This window comes from Sinobaca sp. H24 (assembly GCF_023845525.1).
This window is the reverse complement of record NZ_JALBWT010000003.1, coordinates 274959-297705: the sequence shown is the minus strand read 5'-3', so window position 1 is coordinate 297705 and position 22747 is coordinate 274959. Positions and strand designations below refer to the sequence as shown.

Genomic DNA, 22747 nt, shown 5'->3' with positions numbered 1-22747 from the left:
AGATTGCGCCACCCGGCTTTGAACAAGTAATTTGATATGTTCAAAGGCTCTGTTTTCGGAAAACAGAGTAAACGGGAGCAGTCTGCACATTTTTAATACTCTTCACGGGCCACAGCGGTCCAGGGAAGAAGGGCAGATTTTTCTGCCTTTCTTTCTTTTATTTGTGACTGGATTCAGCAGGACCTGTTCTTTCGTTTGCTCTGGTATGTATGGATACGGAAAAATCAGGAGAGGGAACGGTGAATGGAATGAACAAACAGGAAGTCAAACAGCTCGCCGCACAGAACGGGCTGGATATAGTGGGAGGTACGCTCCTGGGAAACGAATCAGGACTCGATTTTCAGGTGTTTCACGCCGAGGATAAAGCGGGGGATAAATGGATTCTTCGCCTGCCCCGCAGAAGCGATTCTATGGCAAAGGCAGCGCAGGAAAAAGCCGTGCTTGATGCAGTGAACCGCCATACGTGGGTAAAAGCGCCGGACTGCGGATTTTTACCGGGGAGCTGATTGCATATAAGCAGCTTGGCGGCGTGCCGGCCGGAACCATTGACCCAGCTATCCAAAACTATGTGTGGCAGTTTGATATTGAAAACAGCCCGGACGCCTATCATTCTTCCTTAGGAAGATTGCTTGCGGAACTGCATCAAATGCCTGCAGCACATGTGAAAGAGGCCGGCATCGTCATGCATGATAGTATCAAAGCGAGACGTTCGATGGCTTCAAGAATGGAAAAGGTAAAGCAGACCTTCGGTGTGGAACAGAAACTGTGGGAGCGCTGGCAGGCGTGGATAGCCAATGACGTCTTGTGGCCGGATCATACCGGGCTGACGCACGGCGACGTGCACCCGGGGCATATTCTCATTAACCCGCAGGCAGAAGCGACCGGCTTGATCGACTGGACCGAAGCGGCGGTAACCGACGTATCCCGAGATTTTGCAGCGCACTATCTTATTTTTGGGGATCGCGGTCTGGACAAAGTAATAGCTGCTTATGAAAATGCAGGCGGAAGAATCTGGCCGCACATGAAAGAGCATATTATTGAACTACGAGCGGCAGAAGCGGTGGTAGTTGCTGAGTTTGCGATATCGTCCGGCCTGAAAGATATGAAAGAGATGGCCGGACAGATGCTCGGAATCGTAGAGGAGTCTTAATCCTGAAAAATGGTATCATGATGATAAAGGAAAGAGGAAAGCAGCGAGATCGGGGCTTTCCTTATGTCATATCAGTAAAACACGAGGGGGAAATCATGGACAACAACAGCCGGACACGCAAAGAGCAGAGTCCTGCGGGTGATACAGTGAGTGTCGGCCTGATAGCCAGCCCGGAAATGGCTTCCTCTATAGCGCAGGCTATAGAGCCGGATTTTCCTTTCTATCTTGAGTTGTACGTAGAGGAGAAAGTATCCTGGAAAATAGAGGTCCTCACCGATGCGTTTGCCGGGTCTGCAGAACAGGTCTCGGATATTTTAGAAGAAGCAGAAACCGTAAAGCAGCTTCACGACTGGGATTATGCTGTTTGTCTTACCGATCTTCCCTTTTTCCGGGAAGGTAATTTTCTCGTGGCAGAAGTAAACGGAGAGCGCAGCATTGCCCAGCTGTCGCTTCCTGCCCTGGGAGCTGTTCCTATGAAACGTAGGGTTCGGGAAGCATCTCTTCAATTGATCAGTGAAATGTATCATGGCAGTTCGAAGGAAATAAGAGACAGGGAACAGGAAAAAGTAGAACAAATCCAAAGGCAGAACCAGCAGTATATTCCAAATAAAGGAGCTCGTGACCTGGTCCGCAAAGGGTGGTTTGAACGTATTGCTCCTATATACCGTGTGCAGGCAGAAGAAAGCAGAAGCATATCGGATGTACGGTTTATGGCCCGTCCGCAATGGAACGGCTACCTTCGTTTAATTACCGGCATGGTTCAGGCTAATAATCCCTGGAATATTTTTTCGACATTTAAAAGTGTGATTGCGCTGGCTTTTGCTTCAGGGGCCTACGCGATGATTTTTCCTACCCTCTGGCAGCTCGGGGAAGCCTATGAATGGGAACGTTCCCTTTTATTAATGATTGCTGCGTTTACCGCCCTGACGAGTTGGATTATTATTTCCCATGGCCTATGGGAAAACTCTTCGAAAATAGAATCACTTACGATGGTCAAGCTGCATAATACGTCTACCATTCTGACGCTGGGTTTAGGGGTTCTCGGTTATTATATTGTGCTGTTTTTCCTGTTTTTACTCTCGGTATTTTTATTTATTCCAGTAAGCATGCTGGAATCCAGTATCGGAGTGGACAGGGAGGTTGACCTTTCCTATTACCTTTCTCTTGCATGGCTGGTCACTTCGCTTGCGACATGTATCGGAGCCCTCGGGGCCGGCCTGGAAAATGAAGAAGCTGTTTTAAAGGGCACCTACGGCTACCGCCAGCGTCAAAGGAAAAAGCAGGCAAAAAGAGAGCAGGAACAAAAGGAGAACGTAAGAAACGAATAGAGAAGATTGGGTAAGGGATCAATGGAGAAGCCATAAGTGCTTTTAAAGAGGAGTATTCGTTATCAAGCGGATTCTCCTCTTTTTATGTTTTAATAGAAGAAGACATTCATTGGACGAGAGGGTAGAAAGGAGGAAAAGCACGTGATCCGCATTTTTAAAGAACGTCCTACATACAATAAAGACCTGCTGAAAAAGGATAGTATCGCAAGCCTGACACTTCTTGTAATGATTATTCCGCAGGGGATGGCGTATGCGCTGCTTGCCGGTGTGCCTGCGGTGATGGGGCTTTACGCTGCGACCATTCCGATGCTCGTTTATGCACTGCTTGGTTCCTCCAGGCATTTATCGGTCGGCCCGGTCGCTATTACCTCGTTACTTGTTTTTACCGCCGTGTCCGCTTATGCGCCGGCGGATACTGGGGAATATATTCAGTACGTGATCGTACTGGCCGCGATGGTCGGGCTGATTCAACTGCTGCTCGGTTTTGGAAAAGCCGGATTTATTGTGAAATTTATTCCCCATTCGGTTTTCAGCGCCTACACGTCCGCCGTCGCGATTATCATTGGGCTGAGCCAGCTCAATCATCTGCTTGGGGTCACGTCAGAAGGAAACCTGCGGGCTCATACGATTTTGTACAATCTTGGCAGCCAGTGGAACAGCATCAACGGATACACCGTGCTGCTCGGTAGTCTCAGCCTTGTACTGATACTCTGGCTGAAAGAAAGATGGCCGCGGCTTCCCGCTCCTCTTATAGCACTGTGTTTGGCTATAGCAGCCGTGGTGTTTTTGGGACTCGATGACGCGGGCGTTGCCATTGTCGGACAGATTCCGGCGGGGCTTCCTGCATTTACACTGCCGGAAGTAACGGGCAGTATGATCGTGAATCTCCTTCCGATGGCCATTGTTATTGCCTTAATGGGCTTTATGGAGTCTCTTTCCATCGGACGTGCGATCAGCAAAAAGGAACACTATGCGGTGCGCCCGAATCAGGAGCTCAAAGCGCTTGGCATGTCGAATCTTGTCGGCTCCTTTTTCCAGGGTTTTCCGGTAAACGGCAGCTTTTCGCGGACCGCGGTGAACCACGAAGCAGGAGGCCGGACGAAAGCGGCTTCTGTTCTGACAGCAGGCGGTGTGCTTGTTGTATTATTGTTTTTCACATCGCTGTTTTATTACCTGCCGAACGCGGTGCTTGCCGCGATTATTATTTCCGCCGTGTACAAGCTGGTCGACATTCAGCAGGCAAAGCACTTGTTTGACGTCAGGCCACTCGAAGGCTGGGTGTGGGTGCTGACCTTTCTGTCTACATTAATTGTCGGTATTCAGTGGGGCATTATTATCGGAGCCGTCTTTACGCTCTTGTTTATTATCCGGCAGAGCATGCAGCCTAATATTGCCGAGCTCGGCTACTTAAGCGAACAGGGAGAGTTCCGGGACCGGCGCCGGTTTCCGGAAGCGCTCCTGTTTCGAAACGGGATGCTGATGCGGATTGATTCCAACATTCATTTTGCCAACTACTCCTACGTGGAGGAACATATCCGTGAGCTTGCCGGCAAACGGACGGATATGTACTGGATGGTAATCGACATGTCCGGTGTCAACGATATTGATACCTCTTCGGTAGAGCAGCTGGAGGAATTTCTGCTGCAGCTCCAGCAGGAAACCGGAATGTTTTTCTATCTGGCCAACGTTAAAGGCTACGTCCGGGACACGATTGCCAAAGCCGAATGGAAAAAAGATCTGCAGCAGCGCGTCAGCTACCAGAGCATCGAGCACATTCTCGAGCAGATGAACGTCCGCCTGCCATCCCCCGACAAAAAGAAGACGGCTAAAGGACCGAATGATTTTATGATATAAATACAGCACAAAAAACCAGCAGAGTATACATTCTGCTGGTTTTTTTCGTTTGATAACTTATAAAACATAGCCGATGTCGTTTAGGTCAGTGATTTTTTCGGTAGGCTCCCGGAGACATTCCATATTTTTTTTTAAAAACGCGGTGAAAATAAGGATAAGTTCCGAAACCGCAATTCTCCGATATTTTCGACAAACTCATGGAAGTATACATCATTTGATTAATGGAAGCTGACAAACGGATCTCCATAGCGTAATCAATCATAGACTGGCCGAGCGTGCTTTTAAATAAATAGCTGGCTCTTGAAACACTTAACCCTACATGGGAGGCAACCTGGCGAATAGTGAAATTGTAAATAGCATGTTCTTCAATGTAGTGCATCATCTGAGTGACAGCATATGGACGTTGGGAAGTAAAAGAAGCTTCTTGAATGGTCCTTTCCAAATATAAACAAAGAGTTTGAAAAAGCTGGCTGATTAATTCTTTATCTATTTTTTGAAGAGTAGGACGTCTTATTTCTAAAATAAGGTGATTCCACAATGAAATTAATTTAGAATCCAGGCCGATACGTATAAAAGAAGAGCAGCTCGTCCGTTCCCACCATTGATCCATCCATATGTTATTACAATACATATAGTAATCGCCGCTCGGTGTATTCGAGTCTACAGAAAGCTCATAATGATCTCCTGGTTTAGCTAAGAGAAGGTCTCCTTTTTTTACACAGTGCCATCTTCCATTCAAAAATATTTTACTTCTGCCTTCTGTTTGTAATCTAAGTAAGTAATTTTTTAATCCGCGAACGTGGCTGTTGGAAAAACTTTTATTATGATATGAATAATCACAGTAAATATCTGTCATAAAAATTTCAGCCCCCTTTTTGAAATCAAAAGTAAAATAGTGCATGTTTTGATAATATCATCTATATAATTTTCAGAATAGTTGCTATAACATGAAAATCAGTTACCGGCACACAGAATCCCTTTATAGAAAGGAGAAATGGAGTATAAAAAAAATTTAGTTAATAATGTAAGCGTTATCAAAAATGGGAGGGCTGAAATTGAATAAAAAAATAGGTATTCAATTATTCACATTAAGAGAAGAAGCAATGCAAAATTTTGACGATACATTAGAGAAAATAGCACACCTTGGATATCAAGGAGTAGAGTTTGCCGGCTACTTTGGAGAATATGAAGCAAAAGATCTTAACAAAAAAATGAAATCGCTGGATCTGGAAAATGCGGGAAGTCATATTCCTTATAATACGTTGAGAGATGACATAAATTCAGTGATTTCCTATCAATTAGAAGCAGGGAGCAGCAGTATTGTATGCCCTATTATCCCGGAAGAGAATCGAATCAGTAAAAAGGGATACGAGGAAGTAGTAAAAGTACTGAATACTGCCGGGGAAGAGTGCAGAAGGCAAGGGGTTCATTTTAGTTATCATAACCATGCTTTTGAACTTGAGGAAGTGGATGGCATTGTGCCTCTGGAATATATTTTGGAGCAGACAAACGCGGAATGGGTGCAGGCAGAATTGGATGTGTACTGGCTTAAAAAAGCAGGAGAGGACCCAGTGAAATGGCTTGAGCGCTATAAAGACAGAATGAAAAGAATTCATATAAAGGATATGACAAAGGATGAAGAGCAGTTTTTTGCAGAACTTGGGACAGGAGGGCTCGAGGTAGACCGCATTATCGAGCAAGGGGAAAAGACAAACGCAGAATGGTTTATTGTAGAGCAGGATAAAACGAAGAAAACACCGTTTGAGAGCGCAGCGATCAGCATGGAATATTTGAAAAACATAGCAGTCAAATAATAAGGGGGAGTTATGTTGAAAAAGAGAAATGCTTTATACGGTGTATTGATGGGGAGCATGATAGTTGCAGCAGGCTGCGGGGGAGGAGACGTGGAAACAGGAGGAGAAGAAAGCCAGGCAGAAGGAGAAAACACCACGATTCAATTTTGGCACATAGAAACAGGAGCAAAAGAAGAAGTGTACTTAAATGCTATCGAGAGATATGAAAATGACAATCCCGGCGTCACAGTCGAACCGCTGCGAATACCAAACGATGACTATAAGCAGAGAATGGTGGTTGCGATGTCTGGAGGAAATCCTCCCGATGTTTTCCATTCATGGGGAGGAGGCTGGCTCGGGGAATTTGTTGACAGTGGACAGGTGCTCAACTTGAGCGAAGAAGATGTAAGCACGGATCGCTTTTTGGATCTTGCGATGGACAATTCTACTTATGAAGATGAAGTATACGGCCTTCCTCTTGGACTTTCGCTGACAATGAATTTTTATAACGCAAAGATATTCGATGAGCTTGGGCTGGAAGAGCCGCAGACATATGAGGAATTAAAAGAAGTGATAGAAGTATTAAAAGAAAATGAATACGATCCTTATGCGTTAACCAATCAAACCCAATGGCCTGGAAGCTACTTTTATATGTACTTTGCTGATCGTTTAGGTGGCTCTGAACTATTTGCAGAAGCCTTGGAAGGAGAAGGCAGCTTTGCTGATGAGGAATTTATTGAAGCTGGAGAAAAGATTCAGGAATTAGTGGAAATGGACGCTTTTAATGATGGGTTCAATGGCATTCCTTATGATGCAGGACAAGGCAGGCAGTTAATGTATTCAGAACAAGCGGCGATGATGCTTATGACGACAACGTTTGTAAATAATGTGAGAGATGAATTTCCAGAATTTGAAGAAAATCTTGAGGCATTTACTTTTCCAGAAGTTGAAGGAGGAGAAGGAAACCCAACTAATTTGAATGGCTCTGTCTCACCGGTACTTTCTGTATATGAAGATACAGAACACAAAGAAGAATCTATTGAATTAATAGAATACCTGACAAGCGAAGAAACAGCGCAGGATTTTGTAGAAAAAACATCCAGCCTTTCTGGACTGGAAGGAATTGTTTCAGATGATCCCTACGTACAACAGTTCAGTGAATTAGTAGAAGAAGCGGAATTCATTCAAATGCCATACGATCAAACGCTGCCGCCTGAACTAGCTGAAACACACCTGAATTCTGTACAGGAAGTGTTTGGACTTAGTATAACGCCGGAAGAAGCTGCTGAACGAATGGAAGCAGAAGCAGAAAGTAGTCAGGAGTAAATGCATATGGTTTTGTCCATTTTATTCCTGAAGAGGAAAGGAAGCGTTTCTAATGAATGATGTAGCGTATAAACGATCAGAAGCTGCCAGGGCATCCAGTAAAAACAAGCGTGTAAAGAAAAATATTTGGGTGATTACAGGCTTTATGCTTCCGGCTCTTCTGGTTTATGCAGTATATACTCTTTATCCGATTCTGGCGACATTTAATTATAGCTTCCTGGATTGGAGCGGGGTCAGCGGCGAAAGTGAATTTATTGGTGTACAAAATTATGTAACACTTCTTAACGACGCCAGCTTTTGGCAGGCTCTGCAAAATAACCTTCTGCTGGTTTTGGTTTCTATTTTTTTTCAAATACCGCTTGGTTTAATCATGGCGTTAATCTTATTCTCACCTGTTATTGGAAAAAGGCTGTTAAATGTTATATTTTCCTGCCTTACTTAATGTCAACGGTAGCGATTGGTCTGCTGTGGATATTCTTATACGATCCCAGCAACGGTCCTATTAATCAATTTACTTCTGCTTTAGGACTTGGTCAATTCAACTGGCTTGGGGATCCAAATTTAGCAATGGTAGCCATTCTTATCGTTGTTATCTGGCAGTTTTCTCCCTTTTACATGATTTTATTTAAAGCAGCTATGGTAGGAATACCAGAGGAGTTATATGAGTCGGCAAAGATAGACGGCGCGAACGGCTGGAAACAATTTCTGTATATTACCTTCCCGTCTCTTATGCCGACCATTGTAACTTCTTCTGTATTAGCAATTGTCGGCTCTTTAAAAGCATTTGATATATTTTTTATTATGACTGGCGGAGGGCCTGGTAATGCTACTGAAATTTTAGGAACGTATATGTACAGTCAGGGGTTTGTTAATTTTAATATGGGTTATGCCAGTACGATAGCTGCAGTAATGTTTCTAATTGCTTTTGTCTGTGTGCTTATCATTCAATTTATTGACTATAAGCGTAAGAAGAGAGGGATCCTGTCATGATGACTGAGTTAATCAAACGAACGAGTCTGTATGTAATGGTTGTTATTTTGCTGATTTTCACAGGATATCCTTTTCTATATATGGTATCAACATCATTAAAAAGCATGAATGAATTCTTCGTAAATCCTTTTCAGGTTATACCTGAATCATTTACTTTTCAAAACTTATAGCAGTATTTGATATGGGGCTGACTACGTATTTTGTAAACAGCCTGATGATAACAGTATCAGCGGTAATATTAGTCGTCTTTGTCGCCTCTTTGGCCAGCTATCCTTTAAGTCGAATGCGGTTTAAATTAAACCGGCCGTTGTTTTTACTTTTTGTAGCAGGCATGATGCTTCCCATTCACGCCACATTAATTCCGATTTTCGTATTAACGCAGAACATGGGCCTTTATGATACATTATTTGCGCTCCTGGGCCCCTATATTGCGTTTAGTTTACCTATATCTATATTTATTTTGACCCAATTTATGCAGGAAATTCCTAAAGAGCTTGAAGAAGCTGCTCAAATGGATGGAGCAAATCATTGGAGTTTATTCTGGAAAATAATGTTTCCAAATTTAGCTCCTGCAATAGCAACGATTGTCATTTATAATTTCGTGTTTTTATGGACAGAATTTATCTTTGCATTGATTTTGATCAGCAGTCCTGGAAATATGACTCTCCCGCTCGGACTGCAAAACTTTTACGGAGAGTTTTCTGTAAATGTACCAGGTTTAATGGCCGCGCTGACGCTTGCAAGTATTCCAGTCATTGTTGTCTTTTTACTGGCTCAGGAAAAAGTAGTAAAAGGACTTACAGGAGGAGCAGTAAAAGGGTAGAAAAAGAGGTGGAAATTATTGAATATAGGCATATTAGGATGTGGATATATAAGCGGCGTATATATAGAAAACACAGCATATCTGGATAATATAAATATTATAGGATGCGCAGATTTAAACAATAATAGAGCAGTGGAAACGTCTGTCAGGCACGGCATCGCCTGTTATAGTGTCACGGAACTGTTAAGCAGCCCGAGTATTGATTTAATTCTTAATCTTACGCCTCCCAAAGCTCACTTCGAAAGCTGCAAAGAAATTATAAAAGCTGGAAAGCACGTTTATGTAGAGAAACCAATAAGTATCAGTACACTGCATGCCGAAGAATTATTAAGCTTAGCAGATAAATATAATGTAAGAATAGGTGTGGCTCCCGATACATTCATGGCAGACCCTGTACGAACAGCTCAAGAAATAATTGATAACGGGGAGATTGGAATCCCTTTAGCTGTCAATGCCTTTATGCTGAAGTCGGGGCCTGAAAAATGGCATCCTGATCCTGAATTCTTCTACGAACAGGGAAGTGGTCCAATGTATGATATGGGACCATACTATGTAACAACGCTTGTTCAATTATTAGGGTCGATACGATCTGTATCCGCAGCATCGAACATCATTCAGGTCGATCGGCAAATAGAGACAGGCTGCAAAAAAGGAACGAAACTAACAGTTGAAACGCCAACCTATATATCAGGGAGAATGGAATTCGCTAGTGGAATTATTGGAACGTTAGTAACAAGCTTTGATGTAATGAGTACAAAGCTTCCGAACATAGAAATTTATGGAAGCAAAGGAACTCTTGTTATTCCGGATCCTAACACGTTTAGTGGAGAGATTATTATTTACATGGAAGATACGAAATCCTGGGAAAACCGCATGTACGAAACCACCAGATTTAATGGAAGAGGTATGGGTCTTACCGACATGATTCAGGCGATAGAAGAGAACAGGTATCACGAAGCCAATGGACATTTAGGGCTGCATGTGTTTGAAGTACTTGAAGGGTTTCACCAGGCTCTTGAATCAAAAGAACAATATTATTTGAAAACCAACATTGTATAACAAAGGAGCAATCCATATGATAAAAGTTGGAGTAATAGGGTGAGTGTAGCAAAAAGAGACATTTACCTGAGTACAGAGACAATACGGAGGTTTCTCTCGTAGCTTTATGCGATTTGAATCAAGAAAGAGCGGAATCAACAAGTAAGGAATATGGAGCAAAAGCATATACGGACTATAAGCAGATGATTCAACAAGAACAATTGGATGTAGTCTCTGTCTGTTTACCTAATTATCTTCATGCAGAAGTCACCGTATATGCATTAAAAAATGATCTTCATGTGCTATGTGAGAAACCAATGGCTACTTCGATGGAAGAAGCAGAGGAAATGATAGCAGCTTCCGAAGAGTACAATAAAAAATTAATGATGCTCATAATCAAAGATTCGTTGATTCTCATGTAAGAGCAAGGGCTATCGTAAAAAATCAGGAACTTGGCAGAGTGTTAAGCTTTCGAACAACATTTGGGCATGGCGGCCCTGAAAATTGGAGTATAGATGGGGCAGATAGTTGGTTTTTTGAAAAAGATAAAGCATATATAGGTTCTTTAGGAGATTTAGGGGTCCATAAGGCCGATTTGATGAGGTATTTATTAGGGGAAGAATTTAGTGAAGTAGCCGGTTTCGTAGAGAAAAATGCAAAACAAAACAATGATGTCGACGACAATGCTGTATGTATAGTCAGAACAAAAACAGGAATTATTGGAACGATAACTTCCAGCTGGGCATACGGAGCTGCTCATGATAATTCTACTATTTTGTATTGTGAAAAAGGGATAGTAAGAATGGAAGATGATCCATCTTATTCTCTTGTTATACAGAAAGAAGATGGAGAAATAATAAAACATAAATTAAAAGCAATTCAATCAAACGAGGAAGGAGGACAAACGACTACTCACATTGTGGACCATTTTGTAGACTGCATTTTGGAAAACGTGAAGCCCCCGATAGACGGAACAGAAGGAATGAATTCTCTGCAGATCGTATTGGGAGCGCTTGAATCTAATGAAAAACAGGAAATAATAAAAATGAGAGCAACCATGGCGAAGCAGTAAAGTAAAATAAGCGCCACAAAATAACACCTCCACTCATCTTATGAGAGTAGAGGTGTTATTCATGTGATTAAAGGTGCTTATCATTAATCAAAAGATAACTTGTCATACTAAGTGAATTTTAGTACAGTTTACTTAGTTGTACGCATAAATTAAGTGGAGTGAAAAGAACATCGGAACCATAGTTTATCTACGTAAAAATGTAAACGGTATCAATATACATAAAACATAATAGGGAGTGAAAGACATATGGTGAGCAGGCAGCCCGGAGCATCTGTCATTATTGATAAGGACTTTGTGATTTCTGAGATAGATAAACGGATTTACGGCTCGTTTATTGAGCAGCTGGGACGGGCCGTGTATGGAGGAATCTATGAGCCGGACCATCCTGAGGCAGATGAACAGGGCTTTCGCAAAGATGTGATGAAGCTAGTGAAAGACCTGCAGGTTCCTATTATCCGCTACCCGGGAGGCAATATGGTGTCAGCCTACAACTGGGAAGATGGAGTAGGGCCGAAAGAAGACCGCCCCCGGCGGCTGGAGCTTGCCTGGCAGACAATTGAAACAAACCACGTAGGAACCAATGAGTTTGCCGACTGGTCGGCCAAAGCTGGAAGTGACGTGATGATGGCGGTAAACCTGGGGACAAGGGAATCGATGCGGCCAGAAATCTGCTGGAATACTGCAATCATGCCGGTGGCACCTATTACAGCGATTTAAGAAAACAGCACGGCTATGATAAACCGCTAATGCTATCAAAACGTGGTGTCTCGGAAATGAAATGGACGGCTCGTGGCAGCTTGGCGGCAAAACAGCAGAAGAATACGGACGTCTTGCCTATGAAACAGCAAAAGCAATGAAGCAGGTGGATCCATCGATTGAACTGGTAAGCTGCGGCAGTTCCGGTGCCGCGATGCCTACATTCCCGGAATGGGAAGCAGTGACGCTTTCCCATACGTATGAATTTGCGGATCATATTTCACTGCATCAGTACTATGGCAACGATGAAAATGACACAGCGAACTTTTTAGCCAACTCACTGGATATGGATCAGTTCATCCGTACCGTCATTTCCACCTGCGATTACATTAAATCAAAAAACGCAGCAAAAAAACGATGACCCTCAGCTTTGACGAGTGGAACGTCTGGTTTCACTCCAGTGAAGCCGATCAAAAAGCTGGAGCCCTGGCAGATTGCGCCGCCCCAGCTCGAAGATGTGTACACGTTTGAAGACGCCCTGTTGGTGGCCAATATGCTTCACACCCTGATTAACCACGCCGACCGTGTAAAGATTGCCTGCATGGCGCAGCTTGTTAACGTGATTGCGCCGATCATGACGGAAAATCAGGGCAGAGCCTGGAAGCAGACGATTTATTATCCTTACTACTACTTATCTGTATATGGACGGGGAAAAGCGCTGAAGCCAATTATCCATTCGGATAAGTACGATTCCAAAGAATTCACAGATGTACCGTATTTAGACAGTGCCGTTGTTTTAAATGAAAGCAAAAATGAACTGGTTTTGTTTATGACCAACAGGCATCTCGAAGAGGGTTTGTCTGTCAGCTGTGACCTGCGTTCCTTTGAAAAAGCTGCAGTTATTGAGCATGTTGTACTGGAACATGACGATCCAAAAGCGGTGAATACGAAAGACAAAAAAACGTAACACCTCACAGCGGGGGAAATGCAGTTATTGAGGAGACCATGCTGCAGGCAAAACTGCCCCGTATGTCCTGGAGCATGATACGGGTGAAAGTGTAAAAATTAAAAGGAAAGACCGACAGCTTTTACAGCTGCCGGCCTTTCTTTTATTTGTTCACATCTATTTTCAGGCCGATCGAGAGCATCGCTTCCGGCAGGCTCCGGGTAACGCGCAGAGACTTCAACGAAATTCTCATCGTTACAATCTGCTGGGCGAGTTCCGGGCGCATACCGGATAAAATAACGGTAATGCCGAGCAGCTTCAGCGCCTGGTGCAGCTGCTGGATGCTGCGGGACACCACATTATCCATTTGATACACGCCGGACAGGTCAACAATTAAGTAGGCCAGACCCAGCTCGCTGCCTGTCTGCATCGTTTTTTCCATCAGCTGCTGGGCCCGGCACGCATCCAGCGTACCGATCAGCGTTAACACCGCCACATCACTGGTCAACGGTACAATTGGAACAGACAGCTCCAGAATTTCCTGGCGCGTCAGCTCCGCCGCTTTTCGGTTGTAGTCCACGTATGCTTTGGAAAACGTGTAGACCGCCTCATCAATGGCCGTGTTGACGCTTGATTCGATCTCACGGTAACAATCAAAGGAGAGCTGCTCGCCGCCTATTTCCTTTTGAATAAATCGAAATACCGCCTCCCGGTAATGGGGAAGAAACTGCAGAGCTTCATCGAGCGGGAGCTCCTTTTCTGCAGAAAAAGTGCCGATTTCCTTTCCCCACCGGCTGATTTCTTCAAGTGCTTCGTCCCGTTCATATTTGGACATCGCCTGGCCGACCAGTCCGATAAAGTTGGAACGGATGTTCATTACTTCCTCACTTTCGAGGCCGTGTCTGGAAAAACGAAGGAATTCGCCGATTTCCTTGGCGATTTGTTCTCTATGTTGAAAAACACCCTCTCCTAAAGAGGCAATTTGTACAGCGTTCATCATCACATCTCCTTGAGATTTATAAGTGAAGCAGGATGGATCATCCTCATATGTAAAAATGAGTCATATGTTAATTTTAGCAGAAGCTTTAAAAACAGGCTATTAATTATATCGGTTAAAATAAAACAGGGATCAGTCTGATAAATAAAAGAACTGATTTTTTTTAAATCAACAGAAAGCCGATTGAAATAGGCTGTAAAAGGAAATAAGCTGAAGAAGAGGGAAATAACGTTTCTTTTATGACAAAATAAAAAAGGTGCCACTATATGAAAATAACGGTTACGTCCAATGAAAAAAAAGCAGGAGTCTCCCAGTCCACGGTGTCCAGAGTGATCAATAATTATCCTTATATCCGGGAAGAGACGAGGCAGAAAGTCTTAAAAACGATTGAAGAAATGGGCTTTACTCCCGACGAAGTAGCCAGAAGTCTCAACAAACGGAAAACAGCAACAATCGGTCTGATCGTCGGTGATATTTCCAATTCCTTTTTTGCAGAGACGGCAAAAATTATTATCAGCGAAGCGAGAAAAAGAGGATTTGACGTGATACTCTCAGACACCGACCACGAAAAAGAAAACCTGAAAAAATCGATTGATATGCTGGTAGGCAAACGCGTGGAAGGCATTATTATCGGTTCGGTGGAAAGAACCGAGGAAGAAGTGGAACGGCTGTATCATTCCCAGACCCCGGTAGTGCTGTATAATACGCGGACAGATGAGAGCCCGTGCGATTATTTTGTGCTTGATAATAAAAAAGGTGCCGGAATAGCGATGAATTATCTGTTTCAAAAACAGCACCAGCGGATTGGATTTGTGTCTCCGTCTGCTAAATATTCCACCCTGCATGAAAGAATGGAAGGCTACAGGCAGGCACTCCTGGAAAAGGGAATACCATACGACCCGGAGATTGTGTATAACAAGCCTCTGGAAGCAGAAGAAATAAAAAAATACTTAACATCGATATTATCGATGCCTGCCCCTGTTACGGCTGTATTTGCCGCTTCGGACCAGATTGCGGTGACGCTTTTGGAGCATTGCAAACGAATGAATATAAGCGTTCCGGAGGAGCTGGCCGTTATTGGATTTGATGATATTCATTTATCTTCCAATCCTTTTATTGATTTAACAACCATTTCACAGAAGCATCAGGTAATGTCGCTGTCCGCGGTGGAACGGCTGATAGAACTGATCCAGGCAAAAGAAAAAGCACCCCGTCACGTACAGGAAATTATGGAGCCGGAACTTATCGAACGAAGCACTACCTAAAAAAAGTATCAAAAGTAGTTTACAAAAATCAAAAAACTTGTTAACCTTTGAATACGTATTCAAGAAGAGTGCGTATTCAATCATTTAGTTGGAATTTAACAGGTTCTCATTTTTTTTAATGCATTTTGAATACGTATTCAAAATAAGGAGGCAGACGTATCAGCAGAGACTTTTTTTCAGTAGAAGGAAAAACAATCGTAATCACAGGAGCCAACAAAGGACTGGGACTGGCTGTTGCAGAAATGCTTGCTGAAGCCAAGGCTGATGTCGCTTTAGTCGCCCGCGATGAAGCAGGACTAAAGGCCGCTGCAGAGAAAATAAAAGCGGACGGCTTTAATGCGGAGTACTTTGCCTTTGATTTAACCAACACAAATGAGCTGCCGTCTTTTTTTGAAAGCATTTATCAGAAATTTGGAAAAATTGATGTCTTAATCAATAATGCCGGCACGAATATTCCTGTACGGGCAGAGGAAGTCACGGAAGAACAGTGGGATCAAATACATGATATTAACTTAAAGAGCGTTTTCTTTGCTTCACAGGCAGCAGGAAAATGGATGATCAAGCAGGGCCGGGGCAAAATTATTAATATGTCCTCCCAGATGGCCTTTGTCGGCTATTATAAAAGAGCAGCGTACAGCTCGAGCAAAGGCGGCATTACCCAGCTGACCAAATCGCTCGCCGTGGAGTGGGCGCCGCATCATATTAACGTAAACGCGATTGCCCCTACATTTATTGAAACACCCATGACGGCGAAGATGTTCGAAGATCCGGATTTCCGCAGGGATGTGCTTGCAAATATCCCGATGGGAAGGCTTGCTAGTGCAGAGGATATATTCGGGGCTGTCCTGCTGCTCGCTTCTTCATCATCAGACATGATCACCGGCCACACGCTGCGCGTTGATGGCGGCTGGACCGTATGGTAGAACAAAAAATCCAAACAACCAATCAGGAGGAATAGTATGAGTGAAAAGTCAGTAAAAACATTAAATGAACAAATGAAAGACAGAATCATCCGATTTGAGGATTTAAAAGCAAAAGGTATTCCATTGATGTTTATCGACAGCATTATTCCCGGCCATCAGCGCATTAACTACGCACTTATCGGCGATACGGCAAGCGAAAATCCTGAGTATAAGCCGATGATCACAGAACCGCACGGTTTTCAGATCGGAATGGTGAAAGCGTTACCAGGAAACGGTCCTGCTTTTCATACACATGATTACATCGAAACATTCGTACCGTTAAGCGGAAAGTGGAGATTTTACTGGGGCGAGGGCCCGGATCAGATTGACGGTGAGGAAATTATCGGCGAATGGGATCTAATAACGCTGCCGCCCGGCTTGTACAGAGGACTTGAAAACGTCGGTGAAGAAGAAGCCTGGTTGTTCGCCGTACTCGAGCAGCACGAAGTGTTTGAAGGCAAGGATCCATACTGGGCTCCGGAAGTCGTGAGAAAAGCGTCGGAATACGGCTTTGATGCGGACGATAAAGGAAAAATGATCGCTCCCGATAATTTTAAACAGCTGGAAAAAGAAATGGCCGAGAAATTAAAAATGGGTGAGTAAATCACCGATAAAGGCAGAATACACATGATACAGAATCAGCTCAGGCAGCATAAATAAGAAGGAGGAAGTCAAGATGGAAAGCAAAAATACAGAAAAAGCCGCTAAAAAACAGGAAAACACAGAGGTGGAAAAAACAAACGGCCGCCCGGCTCCGGCTCCGGCTTCAGCTTCAGCAGAGGAACCAAGGTGGGCCGTGAAAAACACCTTTCCCGCCAATATCGTCCATTATGCCGACAGCAATGACGTGAATGCAATGGACAGCCGCGATGACGATGATTACATGAACCACATAGCAAAAGAAGACGTGAAAAAACAGTCGATGAAAGGCTTCGGCGATTACAATAACATCATCGATTACATCGTGAAAATAACATGGCAGATATGGAACGAAAAGGATATCGGCATGATCTATGATACTTACAGCTACGGCGTGCAGATTCACCGGGGCAGCGTAAACAGCCATGGAGTCAACGAAGTGATTTCCGGCACGATGCAGACGCTGCAGGCATTCCCGGACAGGTCAGGCGTAGGCTACAGCATTCTCTGGTCCGGCAACGACGAGGACGGTTTCTTTACTTCCCACCGGGGCAGATCAATTGCTACCAACATGGGTGATACTCTGTACGGCCCGGCTACCGGTAAAAGAGTTGTCTTCCGCACCGTGGCAGACTGCCTGATTCATGAAAATAAAATTTACGAAGAGTGGCTCGTCATGGACACGTACCATCTTGTGCAGCAGCTGGGCTTTGATCCGGTGGAAGTGGCAAAGCGCACAGCCAAGCAGACAAGTAAGCTGGCGCCGTCGATGTCATTCAACTTAACCCAGACAGCTGAAGAAGGAATGCCGCCAAAGGAATATATACCAAAGTCTTCCTCATTTGAAATCGGCGACTTTATGCTGGAAATGATTAATAAAGTCTGGGAACGCCGCTCGTTCAACCAGGTAAAAACATTTTACGAAAAAAATGCGGTCATGCATTATGTCTGCAACAAAGATATGGCGGGACACAGCGAAATTCAGGGGACCCTGCTGAACCTGTTTGCATCCATTCCAAATGGAAAAGTACTCATTGACCGGGTGACGTGCAACAAAAAGGGATCTGACGACGATTGGGATGTAGCAGTCCGTTGGAGAATTCAGGGTCTGCACAGCGGTATCGGCTATTTCGGTTATCCGAGCGGAAAAGCAATTGAGATTAACGGCATTAACCATTACAAAGTCCGCAATCAGAAGATCCAGGAGGAATGGTTCCTGTTTGATGGTCTGGAAGTGCTGCGCCAGGTGTATACTGATCATAAAGATGACAATGACGGAGACTTCTCGTTCGAGGATGGAAACTTTACGGGCGTTTCTTAATGAAAAAAGAGGTGGGCGGTCATGCGTTCAATTGCAGAACTAAAAAGAGGCTACCGAGCAAAACAATTTACTCCCTCTGAAATCGTCGAAGAATGCCTGCAGAAAATTCATAAAGCAGATGCGTCGCTTCGTTCCTTTATCACTGTCGCAGAAGAGGAAGCACGTCAGCAGGTCCTGGCTGCAGAAACCCGCCTGAAAGCAGGCCGCAGCAGGCCGCTGGAGGGAGTTCCCATCACCTACAAAGACATTATTAACACAAAAAACATCCGCACGACCAATGGAGCCTGGATCGACAGGCATCAGGTGCCGGCAGAAGATGCCGCGGTAGTGCACGATCTTCGTGAGAACGGGGCCATTACGCTGGGAAAAGCCAACCTGCATGAATACGCATTTGGCGTGACTTCGCGGAATCCTTTTTACGGAAACGTGAAAAATCCCTGGAACAAGCAGCATATGGCAGGCGGATCAAGCGGCGGATCAGCCGCCGCGGTGGCCGCAGGCTTCTGCTTTGGATCGATCGCAACCGATACGGCAGGCTCCATTCGAATGCCTGCCTCGTGCTGCGGGGTTACCGGGCTGAAACCAACCTACGGATCCATCCGCACGGACGGGGTTTTCCCGTTGTCGTGGTCCCTCGATCATATCGGCCCGATTGGGGCTACGGTGGAGGATACGGCTCTTTTGTACGAGCATATGGGAGGAACAGCCGTAGCGTTTCCGGCCGGTGAAAAAATAAAAATAGGTGTACCGTCTGGTTTTTTTAATGAACGTGTTGATGAAGAGGTAAGCCGCACATATAAACAGGTTCTCCGTAACCTGGAGACAGAAAATATAGAATTGATCGAAGTGGACGTTGATTTTTTGAAAGAAGCGACGGCCGTTTCCAGAATGATAGCCGCTCCGGAAGTAACATACATTCATGAATATCGGGCCGATCTCAAAGACTACGGAGAGAACATTGCTCCTGTTTTTGAGAAAAGCCGGAACTTCTCTGCGCTCGATTACGTAACGGCGCTGCAGACAAGAAACATAATGAAAGAAAAGCTCTCTCAGTTATTCAGAACGATTGATGTGCTGATCACGCCAACGCTTCCCGTTACTCCGCCTTTACTGCATGATCAGGTACTTGCCGGTGGAGAAAGTATTGATGATGCGATGATTCGTTACACATGCCCATTCAGCCTGACCGGCCATCCGGCGCTTACGATGCCGGGAGGTCTTACTGAAAATAATATGCCAATAGGCATCCAGCTCATTTCCGGCTGGCTGCGGGAAGACATTCTTTTACAAACGGCATTACTGTATGAAGCGCGATTTCTGGATGCTTTTTACGAGGAAAGAAATCGACGCTGTACAGTGTAGGGTTATCCCTGCAGTCGAAATAGTACGAATGTTTAAAAAATAGTTTATGAGGAGGAAACATGTTGAAAAAATCTTCAGCAGTATTCTTTACCGGCGCAGTCGTTTCTTCATTGGTCCTGAGTGCATGCGGCAATGATTCAAGTTCAGAGGATTTAGAAGGCGAAAGCATTACGGTAGCTCTGTCGGAAGGCGACATCGGCCAATTTAACGCCTGGCAGGCAAGAAGCGAAGAATTTACAGAAGAAACGGGCATCGAGGTGGAATTTACCGAAGTTCCGTACAACAACCTGCTGGACCGGATTACGACAGAAGGGATTTCAGGGCAGGGCACCTTTGACCTGGTCACGCATCTGGACGTTATGGGGCCTTCCAGCCGCCAGTTCTTCGAGCCGCTGGATGAGTACGCCGCAGACGATGATTACAATTTTGACCGTTTCCCGGAATCAACGCTTGATTTATCCACGTATGAGGGAGAAATCTACAGCCTTCCGGTTAGAGCAAACGCCCAGCTGATGTTTTACCGCAAAGACGTGTTCGAAGATTTAGGCATTGATCCTCCGGAAACATGGGAAGAACTCGAGCAGGCGGGAGAAACGATCACGGAAGAAACCGACATGTCCGGCATTGCGCCTTACTACCAGGCAGGAAACAACGGCCAGAATTTATACATGTGGACCTCCTATTTATGGAGTAACGGGGCGGATATTCTCGATGACGACATGAAACCTGTCTTTAATTCCGAAGAAGGTATCGAAGCCACCCAGCGCTATATTGACCTGCTGGTGGAAGACGAAATTGCGACGCCAGGCTCCGTTTCGTTTGGAGAGCAGGAAGCCAGAACAAACTTTAAACAGAGCAATTCCGCGATGTGGATCGGCTGGTGGTGGGTCTACTCTGACTTTAACTTCAGCGATTCCTCCGATGAAGAAGTTCTCGGAAATGTAGGGTTCACAACGGTTCCCGGCTGGGAAGGCAAAGAAAGCGTGTCGAACATTTCCACGTTCCCGCTCGCTATGATGAAAGACTCGGAGAACAAGGAAGCCGCCTGGGAATTTATGAAGTGGCTGAGCGAACCTGAATTTGAAAAAGAAGTCGTACTGGATGCATTGAACGGCGATTCTCCGTCCGACCAGTTTTCCACCGATATTTCACAGACCGCCAACCTGAATGACGAGGAGCTCAACGAAGCAGGGGACGACTTGTTTACGACCGGCGGGGAATCATTTGAAAACGCCCAGACGCTTCCTAAATTCGAAAACTGGCCGGAAGTCTCAGATATTATAAGCAATGCCATTTCCAACATGGCGACCGGTGAATCAGTGGAAGATAACCTTAACCAGGCAGCAGAAGACGTGGAGCAGCTGCTCGAAGAAGAAGGCTACTACGACGAATAAACAGAGCATGCCACTACGTGAATAGTATAAAGGAGGTAAAGGGGTGACTAATAAATATTTCAAGTACCTGCTGCTCGCGCCGGCTTTTTTAATACTTGGAACCATCACGATTTATCCGTTGATCCGCTCCTTCTGGATCAGCCTGCACGAATGGAATTTAACTGATTCCCTGGACATCGGGGAATTTGTCGGCATTGATAATTACCTGCAGGCCATGGGAGACAGCGGCTTTTGGAACAGCGTGACCGTCACGCTCACGTTCACGTTAGCTACCGTATTTATTACGATAGCCAGCGCGATTGCCGTCGGTATTCTTTTAAGTAAGGAAAAGCCTTATATTTCCTTTCTCCGGGCTATCTTGATTATTCCGTTTGCTTTAAGCCCGGCCCTTGTAGGATATTCCTGGAGATTTATGTTAAACCCCGACTATGGTTTATTTGATCGAATTATCGGGTTTCTCATCCCTCCATTATCTGGTGTGGTCATGCTTGGGACACCTACGACGGCGCTTGCGGCACTGGTTTCCGTAGCCGTCTGGATCTGGCTGCCGTTTATCAGCCTGATGTTTATCAGCGGGCTGATGGGACTTCCTAATGAAGTCTATGAAGCCGCTAAAATTGACGGTGCTTCGAATATGCAGATTTTGTTTAAAATAACCCTGCCTATGCTTCAGCCGATCATCCTCATTGCTTCCATCTTAATGACGATGTTTTCGTTAAAGCAGTTTGACCCCATCGTTACGATGACGAGCGGGGGACCCGGCAATTCGACAGAAGTGCTCAACTTCCTTATTTACAGCACCTCTTTCAGGTACTTTGATATGGGATATGGAGCAGCTCTTGGTTACATCTTAGCCATTATGACCATTGGTTTCGTGCTTATTTACATGAGGCGTCTGGTAAAAGGAGGCGAATGGAACTAATGAATAGTGTAACGGCAGCCAAAAAAGAAAAGCAGGCAGCAAAAGCGGTAAGTACAAGAAGAATAGCGGCCGAGGTCGTGGAAAAAGTCGGCGTTCTGCTTGTCGTAACCTTCTTATTTCTTCCGATTTTCTGGATTGCATTAACTGCGTTTAAGCCGGCGTCGGAAGTTTACTCGCTCAGCGTATTTTTCCAGCCGACGCTTGAAAACTTCAGCCGCATATTCAGCTCGGCCTATAATTTTGAGAACTTTTATTTCAACAGCTCCATTGTCGTGTTTTTTACGCTGCTTATTACGCTGCCTGTAAGCGTACTGGCAGCCTACAGCATTTCCCGGTTCCAGATGCGCGGCAAGCAGGTTTTTATGTTTGCGATCCTTGCTACGCAGTTTATCCCATTGATCGTCAACGTCATTCCTTTCTTTATTATGTTCCGCAACTGGGGCATTTTGGATACGACGCTTGCCTTAATTATCGTCAATCTCGGCCATACGATTCCCTACGCGATCTGGCTGATCAAAGGATTTATCGACAGCATCCCTAAGGATATAGAAGAAGCGGGCTTAATTGACGGGGCCGGACGAATGAAAGTGATTTGGCATATTCTTCTGCCGATGGCCCGCCCGGGTATTATCACGGCGACGGTATTCTGCTTCGTTATTACCTGGAATGAATACATGTTTGCCCTAATCCTAACCAACCAGGACGCGGTGACTCTGCCTGTAGCACTGTCTTATTTTGTCGGCGAAAACGGGGTCATCTGGAACGAAATGGCAGCGGCCGGCATGATCTATGTGCTGCCGACAGTAGTCTTTATGCTTCTTGTCCGCAAACAGTTCGTTAAAGGAATGAGTGCGGGCGCAGTGAAATAA

Annotated in this window: 20 protein-coding genes and 3 pseudogenes; 21 read left to right on the top strand and 2 right to left on the bottom strand. The window is 44.8% G+C overall.

Annotated features, from left to right (window positions below):
• Positions 1-248 precede the first annotated feature (248 nt).
• The 3 genes and pseudogenes from MMY81_RS07185 (at position 249) to MMY81_RS07175 (ending at position 4332) form a co-directional block, all read left to right on the top strand.
• Positions 249-1150: pseudogene (locus MMY81_RS07185) on the top strand (macrolide 2'-phosphotransferase).
• A gap of 95 nt (positions 1151-1245) precedes the next feature.
• Positions 1246-2478 (top strand): hypothetical protein, encoded by a 1233-nt coding sequence (locus MMY81_RS07180; RefSeq protein WP_252312235.1) that lies wholly within the window; start codon positions 1246-1248, stop codon positions 2476-2478.
• Between the two features lie 141 nt (positions 2479-2619).
• Positions 2620-4332: a SulP family inorganic anion transporter gene (locus MMY81_RS07175; RefSeq protein WP_252312234.1), complete on the top strand. Its 1713-nt coding sequence runs from the start codon at positions 2620-2622 to the stop codon at positions 4330-4332.
• A gap of 85 nt (positions 4333-4417) precedes the next feature.
• Here MMY81_RS07175 and MMY81_RS07170 read toward each other — a convergent pair whose 3' ends face one another.
• Complete coding sequence (locus MMY81_RS07170; protein WP_252312233.1) at positions 4418-5188, bottom strand: AraC family transcriptional regulator; 771 nt, start codon at positions 5186-5188, stop codon at positions 4418-4420.
• Positions 5189-5387: 199 nt separating this feature from the next.
• On the opposite strand from MMY81_RS07170, the gene MMY81_RS07165 reads away from it, so the two are divergent.
• From MMY81_RS07165 to arfA, 10 genes and pseudogenes are all read left to right on the top strand, one after another.
• Positions 5388-6146, top strand: coding sequence for a sugar phosphate isomerase/epimerase family protein (locus tag MMY81_RS07165; RefSeq protein ID WP_252312232.1), 759 nt, complete (start codon positions 5388-5390; stop codon positions 6144-6146).
• 12 nt (positions 6147-6158) lie between these two features.
• Complete coding sequence (locus MMY81_RS07160) at positions 6159-7451, top strand: extracellular solute-binding protein (RefSeq protein WP_252312231.1); 1293 nt, start codon at positions 6159-6161, stop codon at positions 7449-7451.
• 52 nt (positions 7452-7503) lie between these two features.
• The gene (locus MMY81_RS07155) at positions 7504-7893 is read left to right on the top strand and encodes a carbohydrate ABC transporter permease (RefSeq protein ID WP_252312230.1); all 390 of its coding nucleotides are present in this window, start codon (positions 7504-7506) and stop codon (positions 7891-7893) included.
• Entirely contained in the window at positions 7893-8441 is a 549-nt protein-coding gene (locus MMY81_RS07150) for a carbohydrate ABC transporter permease (protein ID WP_252312229.1), read from the top strand. The genes MMY81_RS07155 and MMY81_RS07150 overlap by 1 nt, the downstream gene beginning before the upstream one ends.
• The gene (locus MMY81_RS07145) at positions 8438-8611 is read left to right on the top strand and encodes a hypothetical protein (protein ID WP_252312228.1); all 174 of its coding nucleotides are present in this window, start codon (positions 8438-8440) and stop codon (positions 8609-8611) included. The genes MMY81_RS07150 and MMY81_RS07145 overlap by 4 nt, the downstream gene beginning before the upstream one ends.
• An 11-nt stretch (positions 8612-8622) precedes the next feature.
• Positions 8623-9264 carry a carbohydrate ABC transporter permease gene (locus MMY81_RS07140; protein WP_252312227.1) on the top strand — a complete coding sequence of 214 codons (642 nt, stop codon included), beginning with the start codon at positions 8623-8625 and terminating at the stop codon, positions 9262-9264.
• An 18-nt stretch (positions 9265-9282) separates the two neighbouring features.
• Entirely contained in the window at positions 9283-10323 is a 1041-nt protein-coding gene (locus tag MMY81_RS07135; protein ID WP_252312226.1) for a Gfo/Idh/MocA family protein, read from the top strand.
• Positions 10324-10433: 110 nt separating this feature from the next.
• Positions 10434-10724 (top strand): annotated as a pseudogene (locus tag MMY81_RS33890) (Gfo/Idh/MocA family protein); the annotation flags it as partial.
• Between the two features lie 38 nt (positions 10725-10762).
• Complete coding sequence (locus MMY81_RS33885; protein WP_308215250.1) at positions 10763-11374, top strand: Gfo/Idh/MocA family protein; 612 nt, start codon at positions 10763-10765, stop codon at positions 11372-11374.
• 246 nt (positions 11375-11620) lie between these two features.
• Positions 11621-13132, top strand: a pseudogene (gene arfA, locus MMY81_RS07125) (arabinosylfuranosidase ArfA).
• A 47-nt stretch (positions 13133-13179) separates the two neighbouring features.
• Here the strand turns inward: arfA and MMY81_RS07120 are convergent.
• The gene (locus MMY81_RS07120; RefSeq protein WP_252312225.1) at positions 13180-14013 is read right to left on the bottom strand and encodes an STAS domain-containing protein; all 834 of its coding nucleotides are present in this window, start codon (positions 14011-14013) and stop codon (positions 13180-13182) included.
• A gap of 266 nt (positions 14014-14279) precedes the next feature.
• On the opposite strand from MMY81_RS07120, the gene MMY81_RS07115 reads away from it, so the two are divergent.
• The 8 genes from MMY81_RS07115 (at position 14280) to MMY81_RS07080 (ending at position 22747) form a co-directional block, all read left to right on the top strand.
• On the top strand, positions 14280-15278 hold the full coding sequence (locus tag MMY81_RS07115) for a LacI family DNA-binding transcriptional regulator (protein ID WP_252312224.1): 999 nt from the start codon (positions 14280-14282) through the stop codon (positions 15276-15278).
• Positions 15279-15436: 158 nt separating this feature from the next.
• On the top strand, positions 15437-16201 hold the full coding sequence (locus tag MMY81_RS07110; RefSeq protein WP_252312256.1) for an SDR family NAD(P)-dependent oxidoreductase: 765 nt from the start codon (positions 15437-15439) through the stop codon (positions 16199-16201).
• A gap of 36 nt (positions 16202-16237) precedes the next feature.
• Positions 16238-16843 carry a cupin domain-containing protein gene (locus MMY81_RS07105; protein WP_252312223.1) on the top strand — a complete coding sequence of 202 codons (606 nt, stop codon included), beginning with the start codon at positions 16238-16240 and terminating at the stop codon, positions 16841-16843.
• A gap of 73 nt (positions 16844-16916) precedes the next feature.
• Complete coding sequence (locus MMY81_RS07100) at positions 16917-18200, top strand: ester cyclase (protein ID WP_252312222.1); 1284 nt, start codon at positions 16917-16919, stop codon at positions 18198-18200.
• A 21-nt stretch (positions 18201-18221) separates the two neighbouring features.
• Positions 18222-19562, top strand: coding sequence for an amidase (locus MMY81_RS07095; protein WP_252312221.1), 1341 nt, complete (start codon positions 18222-18224; stop codon positions 19560-19562).
• A 59-nt stretch (positions 19563-19621) separates the two neighbouring features.
• Complete coding sequence (locus MMY81_RS07090; RefSeq protein ID WP_252312220.1) at positions 19622-20956, top strand: ABC transporter substrate-binding protein; 1335 nt, start codon at positions 19622-19624, stop codon at positions 20954-20956.
• 43 nt (positions 20957-20999) lie between these two features.
• Entirely contained in the window at positions 21000-21878 is an 879-nt protein-coding gene (locus MMY81_RS07085) for a carbohydrate ABC transporter permease (RefSeq protein WP_252312219.1), read from the top strand.
• Positions 21878-22747 carry a carbohydrate ABC transporter permease gene (locus MMY81_RS07080; RefSeq protein WP_252312218.1) on the top strand — a complete coding sequence of 290 codons (870 nt, stop codon included), beginning with the start codon at positions 21878-21880 and terminating at the stop codon, positions 22745-22747. The genes MMY81_RS07085 and MMY81_RS07080 overlap by 1 nt, the downstream gene beginning before the upstream one ends.